This is a genomic window from Kitasatospora sp. NPDC023118, from assembly GCF_055560875.1.
Genome location: NZ_JBVHHW010000001.1, coordinates 207,715 through 221,957 on the forward strand (window position 1 = coordinate 207,715; position 14,243 = coordinate 221,957).

The window sequence follows — 14,243 nt, forward strand, 5'->3', positions numbered from 1 at the left end:
TGTCGCGCGGTTAACGCCAGCCACCGTGTCGGGCCGTTCGACGCCGTCCACAGTGTCAGCCCCGCTGGAGCAGCCGGGTGGCGCCCGCCACCACGGTGGAGGCGAGCAGCCAGCCGATCACCACCAGCCCGGCGGAGATCCACTGGGAGATCCCGCCGGGGTTCCAGGCGCCCTGGTTGAGGTCGACGATCGGCAGCAGCTGGTTGAGGGTGTACAGCACCGGGCTCCAGTGCGGGCGCTCGTCGGCCTTGAGCGGATCCAGCGGGTGGGTGGCGAACCACACGCTGCCGAGCGCCCAGGCGAGCAGCAGCCACAGGCCCGCCCGGCCGGGACGGTAGCCGTAACCGACGGTGACGTCCTGGACCCGGCCCCAGATCCGGGCGGGCAGCGGCAGGGTCTGGCGGCGGCGGCGCTGCTTGGCGTACAGCACCTCACGGGCGTCGTCGTCGGCGCCGTCGCGGCGCAGGGCGGCGGCGAGCTGCTCGTAGGACTCCGGCTGGAAGTCCACCGAGGAGCCCTCCAGCCAGGCGATCCGCTGCTGGACGGTGAAGGGCCGCACCGGGCGCAGGTTCTCGTAGACGAAGCCGGTCAGCCCCAGGTGCTTGCCGCGCGGCCAGGCCTCCGGGACGTCGACCAGGTTGCCGACCCGGGCGCGGGAGAGCGAGACGGTGCCGGTGGGGCGGATCCGGCAGGTGAAGCGCAGCTCGGGGGTGTGGATGCGGCGCAGCGACAGCTCGTCGTCACCCTCCAGGTGGAACTCGCCGGAGATCAGGCAGGCGGCCTCGAAGCGGGCGTCGGACAGCCGGACCTGGCCGTGGGCGCGGAAGGGGGTGCTGGCGGAGCCGGGTTGCGGGTTCTGGCCGTACCCGGAGCCGTAGTAGCTGCGCGAGCCGAACCAGCCGTCGTCGGAGGAGCTGGTCAGGTAGAGGGTGTGGCCGACGACGATCCGCACGGCGTTCAGGCAGACGCCGTTCTGCGGGTCGGCGTGCAGCTGGGCGCCGCGCAGCGAGAGCCGGCCGCCTATTCGGGCCGTCCGGATGCTCAACTCGCCCCGGACCTCGATGCGTTCGGCCTCGAAGTCCTGGTGGACGGTCATCCCGTCGGCGGACAGCGCCCGGCCGAAGCGGTCGCAGCCGATCACCGCCAGGTTGAGCAGCAGGTCGGTGCCGATCTTGGCGTCGGTGAGCCGGATGCCTTCCGGGACCCGGCAGCGGGCCAGGTGGAGGTCGCCGGTGGTGGACAGCCGGGACGCCTCGATCCGGGGGACCAGGCAGTCGACCATGCGGATGGTGCTGGCCTCGGCCTCCGAGATCAGGACCTTGTGCTCGAAGCGGCAGCCGTGCAGCTCGACGTACTGCTGGATCCGGCCGCCGGCCAGGTTGAGCGCGCCGGTGACCGTCACCCCGCTCATCCGCAGCGAGGCGACCCGCCCGGGCGCCGCCTCCGGGCCGGCCAGCAGCAGGTGGGCGAGCGCCTCCGCGCTGACCGTCCGCCCGGGCCCCCACGGGGTGTCCCCGAAGGGGTCGTCGATGTCGGATTGGCCACTTCGGCGGTCGAATACATCCCCTTGGCGGAAGGCCTCCCAGAGTTCCCGCTCGGTGTCGGTCCAGCCCTCTGGAGCGCGATCCGCCATGGTTTACCCCGTCCCCCCGGTCGTCTCGCCTTTCGTATCACGGACTGAAATGCGGGACCAGCGGTTCCGGCCACTCCTTACACTGGGTGGCGTGATCTCTCGAATCGACCTCCGCGGCTCGCTCGACGACCCGCGTGACCTGCTGCCCCGTGCCGAGTTCGACGTGGCGGCCGCACTGGAGAAGGTACGGCCGATCGCCGAGGACGTGCGCCATCGCGGGGTCGCGGCGCTGATCGAGATCACCGAGCGCTTCGACGGCGTCCGGCTGGAGTCGACCCGTGTCCCGGCCGAGCAGCTCACCGAGGCCCTGGAGACGCTGGACCCGAAGGTGCGGGCCGCGCTGGAGGAGTCCATCCGCCGCGCCCGGGCCGTGCACGCGGACCAGCGCCGCACCGGGCACACCACCCAGGTGGTGCCGGGCGGCACGGTCACCCAGCGCTGGGTGCCGGTCGAGCGGGTCGGCCTGTACGTGCCGGGCGGGCTGGCGGTCTACCCGTCCTCCGTGGTGATGAACGTGGTGCCGGCCCAGGAGGCGGGCGTCCAGGGCATCGCGGTCACCTCCCCGCCGCAGAAGGAGTTCGGGGGCCGGGTCCACCCGACCATCCTGGCGGCCTGCGCGCTGCTCGGCGTCGACGAGGTCTACTCGGTCGGCGGCGCCCAGGCGGTGGCGATGTTCGCCCTGGGCACCGAGGAGTGCGCCCCGGTCGACATGGTCACCGGCCCCGGCAACATCTACGTGGCCGCCGCCAAGCGGCTGTTCGCCGGCCGGATCGGCATCGACTCCGAGGCCGGCCCGACCGAGATCGCCGTCCTCGCCGACGACAGCGCGCTGCCCGGCGACGTGGCCGCCGACCTGATCAGCCAGGCCGAGCACGGCCCGACCTCCGGCTCGGTGCTGGTCACCGACTCCCCGGCGCTGGCCGACGCGGTCGAGGCCGAGCTCGCCGTACAGGTCGCGAAGACCAAGCACAGCGAGCGGGTCGCCGAGGCGCTCGGCGGCCGGCAGTCCGGCATCATCCTGGTCGACGACCTGACCCAGGGCCTCGCCGTGGTCAACGCCTACGCGGCCGAGCACCTGGAGATCCAGACCCGCGACCCGCACGCGGTCGCGGCCAAGGTGGTCAACGCCGGCGCGATCTTCATCGGCCGCTGGACCCCGGTCTCGCTGGGCGACTACGCGGCCGGCTCCAACCACGTGCTGCCGACCGGAGGCTGCGCCTGCCACTCCTCCGGGCTGTCGGTGCAGACGTTCCTGCGCGGCGTCCAGGTCGTCGAGTACGACCGGGACGCGCTGGCGGACGTCGCCGCCCACGTGGTCAACCTGGCCAACGCCGAGGACCTCCCCGGGCACGGGGACGCGATCAAGGCTCGCTTCGAGTGGACGGTACCGGGCGCGTGACCATTCGTATGGACGATCTCCCCATCCGGGACGAGCTGCGCGGCCAGTCCCCGTACGGCGCACCGCAGTTGGACGTACCCGTCCAGTTGAACACCAACGAGAACCCGTACCAGCTCCCCGAGGAGCTGGTGGCCCGGATCGCCGAGCGGGTCGCCGAGGCCGCCCGCAACCTCAACCGTTACCCCGACCGGGACGCGGTCGAGCTGCGCGAGGGCCTGGCCGCCTACCTGACCCGCACCACCGGCCACCCGGTCGCGCGCGAGCAGGTCTGGGCCGCCAACGGCTCCAACGAGGTGCTCCAGCAGCTGCTGCAGACCTTCGGCGGCCCCGGCCGCAGCGCGCTGGGCTTCGAGCCCTCGTACTCGATGCACGCGCTGATCTCCCGGGGCACCGGCACCGCCTGGATCTCCGGTCCGCGGGGCGACGACTTCACCATCGACGTGGACGCCGCGCTCGCCGCCATCGCCGAGCACCGGCCGAACGTGGTGTTCATCTGCTCGCCGAACAACCCGACCGGGACGGCGGTGTCGGCCGACACCGTGCTGCGGCTCTACGAGGCCGCGCAGGCCGCCCGGCCCAGCCTGGTGGTGGTGGACGAGGCGTACGTCGAGTTCTCGCACCGCGCCTCGCTGCTGCCGCTGATCGAGGGCCGCCCCAACCTGGTGGTCAGCCGCACCATGTCCAAGGCCTTCGGCGCCGCCGGCCTGCGCCTGGGCTACCTGGCCGCCGACCGGGCGGTGGTCGACGCCGTCCAGCTGGTGCGCCTGCCGTACCACCTGTCGGCCGTCACCCAGGCCACCGCGCTGGCCTGCCTGGAGCACACCGACACCCTGCTCGGCTACGTCGGGCGGCTCAAGGAGGAGCGCGACCGGCTGGTCGACGCGCTGCGGGCGATGGGTCTGGAGGTGACCGACTCGGACGCCAACTTCGTCCAGTTCGGCCGCTTCGCCGACACCCACGCCGTCTGGCAGGCCATCCTCGACCAGGGTGTCCTGGTCCGTGACAACGGCGTCCCCGGGTGGCTGCGCGTCACCGCCGGTACGCCCGCCGAGAACGACGCCTTCCTGGACGCCGTCCGCACTGTGATCAAGGAGCTGTAACCCCGTATGTCCCGCATCGGACGCGTCGAGCGCACCACCAAGGAGACCTCCGTCCTGGTCGAGATAGACCTCGACGGCACCGGCAAGACCGACATCTCGACGGGCGTCGGGTTCTACGACCACATGCTCGACCAGCTCGGCCGGCACGGTCTGTTCGACCTCACCGTCAAGACCGACGGCGACCTGCACATCGACACCCACCACACCATCGAGGACACCGCCCTCGCGCTCGGCGCCGCCTTCAAGCAGGCGCTCGGCGACAAGGTCGGCATCTACCGCTTCGGCAACTGCACGGTGCCGCTGGACGAGTCCCTCGCCCAGGTCACCGTGGACCTCTCCGGCCGGCCCTACCTGGTGCACACCGAGCCCGAGGGCATGGCGCCGATGATCGGCAGCTACGACACCACGATGACCCGGCACATACTGGAGTCCTTCGTGGCCCAGGCCCGGATCGCGCTGCACGTGCACGTCCCGTACGGGCGCAACGCGCACCACATCGTGGAGTGCCAGTTCAAGGCGCTGGCCCGGGCGCTGCGCTACGCCGCCGAGCGGGACCCGCGCGCGGCCGGAATCCTCCCCTCGACCAAGGGTGCGCTGTGAACAACACCGCGATGATCCTCATCTTCGTCGGCCTCTTCCTGGCCGGCGGGGTGATCTCCTTCTGGAAGCAGAAGCAGTCGAAGGGCGTCATTCTGGTGCTGGCCTTCGGCTCCGTGATGTGCCTGGCCTCCGGCCTCATGCGCCTGTAGACCCGCCGCCCGCCGCCGAGAGACTGGACACCTGAACACATGGGCAAGAACGTCGTCGTCCTCGACTACGGCTCCGGCAACCTGCGCTCCGCGCAGCGCGCTCTGGAGCGGACCGGGGCGAACGTCACGGTCAGCTCCGACTACGACACCGCGATGGCCGCGGACGGCCTGCTCGTCCCCGGCGTGGGAGCCTTCGAGGCCTGCATGCGCGGGCTGAAGTCGGTCCGCGGGGACTGGATCATCGGCCGCCGGCTCGCCGGGGGCCGCCCGGTCATGGGCATCTGCGTCGGCATGCAGATCCTCTTCGAGAAGGGGGTCGAGCACGGCGTGGAGACGGCCGGCTGCGACGAGTGGCCGGGCACCGTCGAGCCGCTGGACGCCCCGGTCGTCCCGCACATGGGCTGGAACACCGTGGACGTGCCCGAGGGCAGCCGGATGTTCGCCGGCCTGGACCCGCAGACCCGCTTCTACTTCGTGCACTCCTACGGGGTGCGGCGCTGGGAGCTGGAGACCCACAGCGCGCGGATCAACCCGCCGCTGGTCACCTGGGCCACGCACGGCCAGCCGTTCGTCGCCGCGATCGAGAACGGCCCGCTGTGGGCCACCCAGTTCCACCCCGAGAAGTCCGGCGACGCCGGCGCCGCCCTGCTGACCAACTGGGTCAACACCCTCTGACCGTCTGAGAGTTGTGTAACTGATGAGCCGCCTCGAACTGCTTCCCGCCGTTGACGTCCGGGACGGCCAGGCCGTCCGCCTGGTCAAGGGCGCCTCCGGCACCGAGACCTCCTTCGGCGAGCCGCTGGCCGCCGCCCTCGCCTGGCAGAACGCCGGCGCCGAGTGGCTGCACCTGGTCGACCTGGATGCTGCTTTTGGGACGGGCAGCAACTACGAGCTGCTGCGCGAGGTCACCGGCCAGCTGGACATCAAGGTCGAGCTGTCCGGCGGCATCCGCGACGACGAGTCGCTCGCCCGCGCCCTCGCCACCGGCTGTACCCGGGTCAACCTCGGCACCGCCGCCCTGGAGGCCCCCGAGTGGGTCGCCAAGGCCATCGCCGAGCACGGCGACAAGATCGCCGTCGGCCTCGACGTGGTCGGCACCACCCTGCGCGGCCGCGGCTGGACCCGCGACGGCGGCCAGCTCTTCGACGTGCTGGAGCGGCTCAACCAGGAGGGCTGCGCCCGCTACGTCGTCACCGACGTCAACCGCGACGGCACCCTGACCGGCCCCAACCTGCAGCTGCTGCGCGACGTCTGCGCCGCCACCGACCGCCCGGTGGTCGCCTCCGGCGGCGTCTCCTCGCTGGACGACCTGCGCGCCATCGCCACGCTCGTCGGCGAGGGTGTCGAGGGCGCCATCGTGGGCAAGGCACTCTACGAGCAGAAGTTCACCCTCGAAGAGGCCCTGGAGGCGGTTTCAGGATGACGGATGGTCGGATCGTACGCGGTCAGGTCGTACGCGGCCGGGTCGGCGGCTTCTCCCCCTGGGAGGAGGAGTTCGGCTACTCCCGGGCGGTCGCCGCGGGTGACCACGTGTACGTGGCCGGCTCCACCGCCTTGGTGGACGGCCGGATCGAGCACGAGGGCGACCCGTACCGGCAGACCCTCGCCGCGTTCGGCGTCGGGCTCTCGGCCCTGGCCGCGTACGGTCTGACCGCGGACGACGTGGTCCGCACCCGGATGTTCATCACCCACGTCCGCGACGCCGAGGAAGTGGGCCGCGCCCACCGCGAACTCTTCGACGCCGCCCGCCCGGTGGCCACCATGGTGGTGGTCGAGGGGCTGATCGACTCCCGGATGCTGGTCGAGGTCGAGATCGACGCGTACCGTGCCGGGCTGGCAAAGACCCTGGAAGGCAAACAGCCGTGACCCTCGCAGTACGAGTCATCCCCTGCCTGGACGTGGACGCCGGGCGGGTGGTCAAGGGCGTCAACTTCCAGAACCTGCGCGACGCCGGCGACCCGGTCGAGATGGCCAAGCTCTACGACGCCGAAGGCGCCGACGAGCTGACCTTCCTCGACATCACCGCCTCCTCCGGCGACCGGGAGACCACCTACGACGTGGTCCGCCGCACCGCCGAGCAGGTGTTCATCCCGCTCACTGTCGGCGGCGGCATCCGCGCCGTCGAGGACGTCAACAAGCTGCTGCGGGCCGGCGCCGACAAGGTCGGCGTCAACACCGCGGCCATCGCCCGGCCGGAGCTCATCCGCGAGATCGCCCAGCGGTTCGGGCGGCAGGTGCTGGTGCTCTCGGTGGACGCCCGGCGCTGCCCTGAGGGTACGGAGACCGCTTCGGGTTACGAGGTCACCACCCACGGCGGGCGCCAGGGCGCCGGCCTGGACGCCGTCGAATGGGCGGGCCGCGCCGCCGAGTTGGGGGCGGGCGAGATCCTGCTCAACTCCATGGACGCGGACGGCACCAAGGACGGCTACGACCTGGAGATGATCCGGGCGGTGCGCAAGGCCGTCTCGGTGCCCGTCATCGCCTCCGGCGGGGCCGGCAAGCTCGCCGACTTCGCGCCGGCCGTGGAGGCGGGCGCGGACGCGGTGCTGGCGGCCAGCGTGTTCCACTTCGGGGACCTGCGGATCGGCGAGGTCAAGAACGCGCTGCGGGAGGCCGGGCACCCCGTCCGGTGACCTGTGCTGTCGTGCGTGAGGGCCCGTCGCCGGTGTGCGGCGGGCCCTCACGCGTGTTCACGACCCGCGTGGTTGTTCACGACTCGCGCGGTTCGCCCTTGATCAGGGCGAACGGGGCGCCGTTCGGGTCCGCCAGCCAGGCGATCCGGCCGACGTTCTCCACGTCCTCGGCCGGCATCAGCACGGTGCCGCCGGCCGCCGTCGCCTTGACGATCAGCGCGTCCACGTCGTTGGCGGCGAAGTACGGCGTCCAGGCGGACGGCTGGTCCGGCTGCATCGTCGGGGCGATGCCACCGAAGCTCGTCTGCTGCTGGTCGCCCTCGGCGGTGGAGATCACCCGGTAGCTCATCCCCGGGGACGGCTCGAAGTTCTCCACCCGCCAGCCGAACAGGCCGTGGTAGAAGGAGAAACCGCCGTCCTGGTCCTTGGTGTGCAGCTCGGACCAGACCAGCGTGTTGTCCTCGGACACGGCGTCCAGGCCGACCGTGTTCCCGGCCTGCCAGACCGCGAACTCGGAGCCCTGCGGATCGGTCAGCGCGGCGAACCGGCCCTCCTGCATGACGTCCATCGGCGGGACCCGGACCGTGGCACCGGACTGCTCGGCCGCCTTGACCGTCGCGTCCACGTCGGCGGTGCGGAAGTACGTCGTCCAGGCGGACCGGGCGCCCGCGTCGAGGTTGCCGAGCGCGCCGACGGTCTTTCCGCCCGACTGGAGGAACCCGTAACCGCCCGTGTCGGGAACCTCCTGGAACGTCCAACCGAAGACCTTGCCGTAGAACGCGGCGGTGGCCGGGATGTCCGGGGTGCCGAGGTCGATCCAGCAGGGCGAGCCGGTGGGGAAGTCGGTGGTGAGCATGAGGTGGTGCCCCTTCGACGGAGAGTGACCGGGGCGGTTCCGTCGGGCGCGCGCACGCCCCCTCCCCGGCCACCTGCGAGTCTGCACCCGGGTACTGACATCCGCAGCCGGGGCGCGGCCGGTCGGCTGGGCTATCGGTCGGCTGGGCTGCGGGGCGCGGCCGGGCGCGGCTACAGCCAGCCGCGCTGCGCCGCCTTGAGGCCGGCCTCGAAGCGACTGGCGGCATCGAGCCGCTCCATCAGGGCGGACATCTGGCGGCGCACGGTGCGCAGCGAGATGCCGAGCCGCTTGCCGGCAGCCTCGTCGGTCAGGCCCGTCCCGAGCAGGCGGAGCAGGTCGCGTTCGGACGGGGTGAGGCCGGTGTCGTGATGGGTGGGCTGGTCGGCGCCGAGCGGCACGGCGGTGGACCAGGCCTGTTCGAACAGGGCGACCAAGGAGGCCACCAGACCGGGCTCGCTGGTGCAGAGCGCCCCGAGCCTGGTCCGCGTCGGGTCGATCGGGACGACGGCGGTGCGCCGGTCGAAGACCAGCAGCCGGGGCGGCAGCAGGGGCGCCGTCCGCACCTGGCCGCCGAGCTCGGTGAGCCACTGGGCGTACGCGTGGGTGGCCTGGTCGTTGCGGACGCTGTCCTGGTAGAGCGTCCGCATGGCGACGCCGCGCTCCAGGGCGTCCTGGTCGAGCGGGCGGGCGGCGTCCATGCTGGCCTGGGACTGCGCCCCGCCCGAGATCGCGGCGAGGAACTCCTCCCGGAGGCCGCGCGCCAGCATCTCGAGCTTGGCCTGGATCGCGTCCATCCCGACCAGGCGCTCGGTGGCGTCCGAGGCGGTGTTGGGCACCAGGTCCGCGTAGGCGGCGACGGCCCGGGCCACGGCCGCCTTGCTGGCGGCCAGCTCCTGCTGGCGGCGGGCGAGGTCGTCCTCCTGGCGGCGGAGGACGGCCTCCAGGCCGACCGCCGGGCTGACCGGGCGCAGCGCGCCGGAAACCTCCTGGGAGGGCCGCAGCAGCGTCAGGTCCGCGAGTTGGTCGAGGGCTTCCCTAACGGTGGTCTCGGAGAGGCCGAGCCGGCGGCAGAGGTCGGTGACCCCGCAGCCGGGCTCGACCAGCAGGGCGGTGTAGACGGCTTCCGCCGTCGGGTCCAGTCCGAGTACTTCGAGCACGATTCCCCCCGGTCACGGCGATGCGGGCGGCCCGGCAACGTCAAGGCCGCTCGCGTGATTCTCACAGTTCGCACACGTGTGTGCAAGGAGAGCTGACGGACCGTCGGTGGGGCCGGTGCGGTGGCGGTGGCGGGCCCGGACCGCTGAGGCGGCAGTGGAGAGCCGGGGCTGGGGTGGCGCGATGGTGCCAGGCCTGATGGTGCCTCGGGGAAGGCCTTCCGGAGCGCCGGTCGGGCTTGCAGGATAGGGATCACCGAGCCGCAGGGGCGCCGAGCCCCGGGCCGGTGGGAGACGGGAAGCAGCCGTCGCCCGTTCGACGAACCGATCGACCATCAACCAGGGGGTTGTTCTCCATGCGGATCTCCGCTCGCGTTTCCGGTGTTCTCGCGGCTGCGGCAGTGGTGGCCACGCTCGCTCTGCCGGCCGTCACCGCCGCCGCCGCACCGGTCACCGTGGCGGGCGTGTCCGCGGCGAGCGACCCCGGCGCGGGCGTGCCCACCCCGGGCGCCCCCACCCCGAGCGGGACCGGCAAGCCCGGCCTGGGCGACCCGGGCAGCATCAGCTGGGACAACAAGAAGTGACCGCTGCCGTCGGCGTCGGCCACGCGGACCGAGCCCGATGCACATTGTCCGTCTCACCCTGACGAGCCCCGACCCGCGTCCGCCCACCGGGGCCGACGCCCATGTCCTCAAGGACGTGCTCTGGGCCCACGCCGATCCCTGCGGCGGCCTGGAGCACGTCCAGTCGAGAGTCCGTCAGGACTCCATCGACCTCATCATCTTCACCAGCGGCGGAAGCGGCGACAACGCCCCCGCCCATTCGCTGGCCATCTGTTCCGCCGCCATCTCGCGGTCTCCGGTCTTCCGGTCCTGGCGCATCTCCGTCGCCGGCTGACGGCCGTCCACATCCTGCCGGAGTTCCTCCGGCGCTCCCTCTTCCGGTGATCCGGGCGCTCTTCGCCGCACCGGTCCTCCGAATGCCCTTTCCAGGAGTTCTCATGTCCCGCAAGGCCTATCTCCGCACGTCCGCCGTCGCCCTCGGCCTGGCCGGCTCGCTGTCGCTCGGGCTGCTCGTCCAGGGCGGCGCCGCGTTCGCCGCCGAACCCGCCCCCACGACCGCCCCCACGACCGCCACCGCGGTCGCGGGCGGCGAGTACGGCGGCGCCGGCCAGCCGGTCGGCGCCGGCAAGGGCGCAGGATCCTTCCAGGCGCCCTCCGCTGACGGCTCGTCCGCCGCCGCCTCGGTGCTGGCCCCCGCGGTCACCCGGAGCGAGGCGATCCAGCGCGCCAAGACCTGGGTCGGCATCGGCCTCGACTACAGCTGGACCGGCTCGCACAACGGGTACCGCACCGACTGCTCCGGCTACGTCTCGATGGCCTGGAAGCTCGGTGACTCGCTGACCACCGACACCTTCGGCCCGCAGGGCGTCACCGAGGGGATCAGCAAGGGCGACCTCAAGGCCGGCGACGCGCTGCTCAACGACAACAGCGGGGCCAGCGGCCATGTGGTGCTGTTCGAGAAGTGGACCGACTCCGACCACTACATGGGCTACGAGTTCACCGGCAGCGGCGTCCACTACCGCGAGATCCCCTACCCGTACTACCCCGGCTACGGCACCTTCGTGCCGGTCCGCAACAAGTCCATCCGCGAGGACGGCCCGTCGGACCCGGGGATGACGAACCTGACGGCCGGTGACTTCAACGGTGACGGCAAGAAGGACCTGGTGGCGGTGGAGGTGTCGACGGGGAAGCTGTGGCTGTACCCGGGGACGGGGTCGGGCGCGCTGGGCAGCCGGGTGGAGATCGGTTCCGGTGGTTGGAACGGGATGAGCAACCTGGCGGCCGGTGATCTGAACGGTGACGGCAAGGACGACATCGTGGCGACCGAGAAGTCGACGGGGAAGTTGTGGCTGTACCCGGGGACGGGTCGTGGTCTGGGTGACCGGGTGGAGATCGGTTCCGGTGGCTGGAACGGGATGAACAACTCCGCGGTGGGTGACTTCAACGGTGACGGCAAGAAGGACCTGGTGGCGAGTGAGAACTCGACCGGGAAGCTGTGGCTGTACCCGGGGACGGGGTCGGGCGGGCTGGGCAGCCGGGTGGAGATCGGTTCCGGTGGCTGGAACGGGATGAACAAGATCGTCAGCCCTGGTGACATGAACAAGGACGGCAAGGACGACCTGGTGGCGACCGAGACGTCCACGGGGAAGCTGTGGCTGTACCCGGGCAACGGCCACGGCCTGGGTGACCGGGTGGAGATCGGTTCCGGTGGCTGGAACGGGATCTCCGACTACGCGGGGGCGGACTTCACCGGTGACGGCATCGGTGACCTGGCGGCGGTGGAGTCCGCGCCCGGTGAGACCGGAAAGCTCTACCTGTACAAGGGCACCGGCAACGGTCTGAGCTCCCGCACCGAGATCGGCACCGGCGGCTGGTAGACCGCGTAGGGGCTCCGCCGACCTCGCCCGGTCGGCCGCCGCAACCGGGTGGGCCCGCGACCACCGTGCGGGCCCACCCCGCCCACCCCCCTTTCCCTCGTTCGCCTTTCCCCCCGCTGCGTGCCGCCCTGCCCGGATCCGTCCCCGGGCGGCTCCGCCGTGCCCGTCTGCTTGGAGATCCGTGAACCACCATCGTCTGAGGGGCGTCGCCTCGCTCGTCGTGGCGGCCGGCGCCCTCACCGCCGCCCTGCCGCTGAGCCCGGCCGCCCAGGCGGCCGAGCCCGTCGTCGCCGGGCCGGCGGCTGATCCTTCCGCTGTCGGTCAGAACGTCAAGACTGTGACGTACCAAGGGCTTTCGCTCCAGGTGCCGTCGAGCTGGTCGGTGGTCGACCTGGCTCAGGCTCCCGACACCTGCGTCCGGCTGGACCGGAACACCGTCTACCTCGGCCACCCCGGCGCGGACCAGAACTGTCCGACCCACCTGATCGGGGAGAAGGCGGACGCGCTGGTCGTCGAGACCTTCGCCGGTGCCGCCGAGCGGGCCGACCTCACCACCGTCGCGGTGCCCGCCGGACGCGGCGTCCCGTCCCTGCCGGACAGCGTCGGCCAGGAGGCACGGGTGGCCTTCGAGGGCGCCGGCGTCTACGTGACGGCGAGCCACGTCGCCTCGTCCGCCGCCGCGGTGCAGCGCATCCTCGCATCCGCGGCGATCGAGGGCGGCGCCACCGCGGCCCCGGTACCGGTGCCGCAGTCACCGAAGGCCGCACCGGGCGCCCTGGCCGCGCCCGCCGCGCCCGCCGCGGCGTCGGAGGCCTCGTCGGCGACGCCGAGCACCGGCTACACCGGCAAGGCGTTCGACGCCTGCGCCGCCCCTTCGTCCGGCGCGATGTCGGACTGGGCCTCCTCGCCCTACCGGGGCGTGGGCATCTACATCGGCGGTCCGACCCGGGTCTGCGCGCAGAACAACCTCACCGCGTCGTGGGTCGCGCAGCAGAGCGGTGCGGGCTGGCACCTGCTGCCCATCTACGCGGGCACCCAGGCCGCGGGGATCTCCTCCTCGGACGCCGAGGGCCAGGGCCGGGCGGCGGCGGAAGCCGCGGTCAACCTGGCCCAGGGCCTGGGCTTCACCAACGGCACGGTGCTCTACGTCGACATGGAGGCCTACTCCTCCGGCTACCGCACCAACGTGCTGAACTACCTGTCGGGCTGGACCAGTCGACTTCACGAGCTCAACTTCCGCTCCGGCGTCTACAGTTCCTCGTCGAGCGGGATCAAGGACATGGTCGCCGTGTACAACTCGTCCGGCTTCGACCGCCCCGACGTGGCCTGGGCGGCGAACTGGAACAACGCCGCGGACACCGACGACAGTTACATCCCGGCGGGGTACTGGTCCAACCACCAGCGCGTCCACCAGTACGCCGGCGACGTCACGGAGTCGTACGGCGGCACCTCCATCAACATCGACCGGAACTACGTCGACGTCGCCGCCAAGGCCTCGGTGGACGACCCGGGGATGACGAACCTGACGGCCGGTGACTTCAACGGTGACGGCAAGAAGGACCTGGTGGCGGTGGAGGTGTCGACGGGGAAGCTGTGGCTGTACCCGGGGACGGGGTCGGGCGCGCTGGGCAGCCGGGTGGAGATCGGTTCCGGTGGTTGGAACGGGATGAGCAACCTGGCGGCCGGTGATCTGAACGGTGACGGCAAGGACGACATCGTGGCGACCGAGAAGTCGACGGGGAAGCTGTGGCTGTACCCGGGGACGGGTCGTGGTCTGGGTGACCGGGTGGAGATCGGTTCCGGTGGCTGGAACGGGATGAACAACTCCGCGGTGGGCGACTTCAACGGTGACGGCAAGAAGGACCTGGTGGCGAGTGAGAACTCGACCGGGAAGCTGTGGCTGTACCCGGGGACGGGGTCGGGCGGGCTGGGCAGCCGGGTGGAGATCGGTACCGGTGGCTGGAACGGGATGAACAAGATCGTCAGCCCTGGTGACATGAACAAGGACGGCAAGGACGACCTGGTGGCGACCGAGACGTCCACGGGGAAGTTGTGGCTGTACCCGGGGACGGGTCGTGGTCTGGGTGACCGGGTGGAGATCGGTTCCGGTGGCTGGAACGGGATCTCCGACTACGCGGGGGCGGACTTCACCGGTGACGGCATCGGTGACCTGGCGGCGGTGGAGTCCGCGCCCGGTGAGACCGGAAAGCTCTACCTCTACAAGGGCACCGGCAACGGTCTGAGCTCCCGCACCGAGATCGGCACCGGCGGCTGGTGAG

General features: G+C 71.7%; 15 protein-coding genes. 12 read left to right on the forward strand and 3 right to left on the reverse strand.

The annotated features are described in order from the left end of the window. Positions 1-55: 55 nt before the first annotated feature. Positions 56-1,633: an oxidoreductase gene (locus tag ACZ3UD_RS00910; RefSeq protein WP_465580802.1), complete on the reverse strand. Its 1,578-nt coding sequence runs from the start codon at positions 1,631-1,633 to the stop codon at positions 56-58. A 91-nt stretch (positions 1,634-1,724) separates the two neighbouring features. Here ACZ3UD_RS00910 and hisD point away from each other — a divergent pair, with 91 nt between their 5' ends. From hisD to hisF, 8 genes are read left to right on the forward strand one after another with little or no spacing between them, the layout of a single operon-like run. Then, the gene (hisD, locus tag ACZ3UD_RS00915; RefSeq protein WP_465580804.1) at positions 1,725-3,032 is read left to right on the forward strand and encodes a histidinol dehydrogenase; all 1,308 of its coding nucleotides are present in this window, start codon (positions 1,725-1,727) and stop codon (positions 3,030-3,032) included. 8 nt (positions 3,033-3,040) lie between these two features. After that, positions 3,041-4,132 carry a histidinol-phosphate transaminase gene (locus tag ACZ3UD_RS00920; RefSeq protein ID WP_465580807.1) on the forward strand — a complete coding sequence of 364 codons (1,092 nt, stop codon included), beginning with the start codon at positions 3,041-3,043 and terminating at the stop codon, positions 4,130-4,132. Between the two features lie 6 nt (positions 4,133-4,138). Beyond that, on the forward strand, positions 4,139-4,732 hold the full coding sequence (hisB, locus tag ACZ3UD_RS00925; RefSeq protein WP_465580809.1) for an imidazoleglycerol-phosphate dehydratase HisB: 594 nt from the start codon (positions 4,139-4,141) through the stop codon (positions 4,730-4,732). Continuing rightward, complete coding sequence (locus ACZ3UD_RS00930) at positions 4,729-4,881, forward strand: hypothetical protein (protein WP_465581390.1); 153 nt, start codon at positions 4,729-4,731, stop codon at positions 4,879-4,881. The genes hisB and ACZ3UD_RS00930 overlap by 4 nt, the downstream gene beginning before the upstream one ends. Positions 4,882-4,920: 39 nt before the next feature. Continuing rightward, positions 4,921-5,556 (forward strand): imidazole glycerol phosphate synthase subunit HisH, encoded by a 636-nt coding sequence (gene hisH / locus ACZ3UD_RS00935; protein WP_465580811.1) that lies wholly within the window; start codon positions 4,921-4,923, stop codon positions 5,554-5,556. A 22-nt stretch (positions 5,557-5,578) separates the two neighbouring features. Next, on the forward strand, positions 5,579-6,304 hold the full coding sequence (gene priA, locus ACZ3UD_RS00940; RefSeq protein ID WP_380609355.1) for a bifunctional 1-(5-phosphoribosyl)-5-((5-phosphoribosylamino)methylideneamino)imidazole-4-carboxamide isomerase/phosphoribosylanthranilate isomerase PriA: 726 nt from the start codon (positions 5,579-5,581) through the stop codon (positions 6,302-6,304). Then, positions 6,301-6,747 carry a RidA family protein gene (locus tag ACZ3UD_RS00945; protein WP_465580813.1) on the forward strand — a complete coding sequence of 149 codons (447 nt, stop codon included), beginning with the start codon at positions 6,301-6,303 and terminating at the stop codon, positions 6,745-6,747. The genes priA and ACZ3UD_RS00945 overlap by 4 nt, the downstream gene beginning before the upstream one ends. Beyond that, positions 6,744-7,514, forward strand: a complete 771-nt coding sequence (gene hisF / locus ACZ3UD_RS00950; RefSeq protein WP_465580815.1) for an imidazole glycerol phosphate synthase subunit HisF — start codon at positions 6,744-6,746, stop codon at positions 7,512-7,514. The genes ACZ3UD_RS00945 and hisF overlap by 4 nt, the downstream gene beginning before the upstream one ends. A gap of 76 nt (positions 7,515-7,590) precedes the next feature. Here hisF and ACZ3UD_RS00955 read toward each other — a convergent pair whose 3' ends face one another. Further along, positions 7,591-8,370 carry a VOC family protein gene (locus tag ACZ3UD_RS00955; protein WP_465580817.1) on the reverse strand — a complete coding sequence of 260 codons (780 nt, stop codon included), beginning with the start codon at positions 8,368-8,370 and terminating at the stop codon, positions 7,591-7,593. Positions 8,371-8,540: 170 nt separating this feature from the next. Continuing rightward, on the reverse strand, positions 8,541-9,527 hold the full coding sequence (locus ACZ3UD_RS00960) for a LuxR C-terminal-related transcriptional regulator (protein WP_465580820.1): 987 nt from the start codon (positions 9,525-9,527) through the stop codon (positions 8,541-8,543). A 353-nt stretch (positions 9,528-9,880) separates the two neighbouring features. Between ACZ3UD_RS00960 and ACZ3UD_RS00965 the strand changes: the two genes are divergently transcribed. The 4 genes from ACZ3UD_RS00965 to ACZ3UD_RS00980 all read left to right on the forward strand — a co-directional run bounded on the left by ACZ3UD_RS00965 (position 9,881) and on the right by ACZ3UD_RS00980 (position 14,242). Beyond that, positions 9,881-10,108 (forward strand): hypothetical protein, encoded by a 228-nt coding sequence (locus ACZ3UD_RS00965; protein WP_465580822.1) that lies wholly within the window; start codon positions 9,881-9,883, stop codon positions 10,106-10,108. A 37-nt stretch (positions 10,109-10,145) separates the two neighbouring features. Next, on the forward strand, positions 10,146-10,421 hold the full coding sequence (locus tag ACZ3UD_RS00970) for a hypothetical protein (protein WP_465580825.1): 276 nt from the start codon (positions 10,146-10,148) through the stop codon (positions 10,419-10,421). Between the two features lie 103 nt (positions 10,422-10,524). Continuing rightward, complete coding sequence (locus tag ACZ3UD_RS00975; RefSeq protein WP_465580827.1) at positions 10,525-11,964, forward strand: C40 family peptidase; 1,440 nt, start codon at positions 10,525-10,527, stop codon at positions 11,962-11,964. A 181-nt stretch (positions 11,965-12,145) separates the two neighbouring features. After that, complete coding sequence (locus tag ACZ3UD_RS00980; protein ID WP_465580829.1) at positions 12,146-14,242, forward strand: glycoside hydrolase domain-containing protein; 2,097 nt, start codon at positions 12,146-12,148, stop codon at positions 14,240-14,242. Position 14,243: the final 1 nt, after the last annotated feature.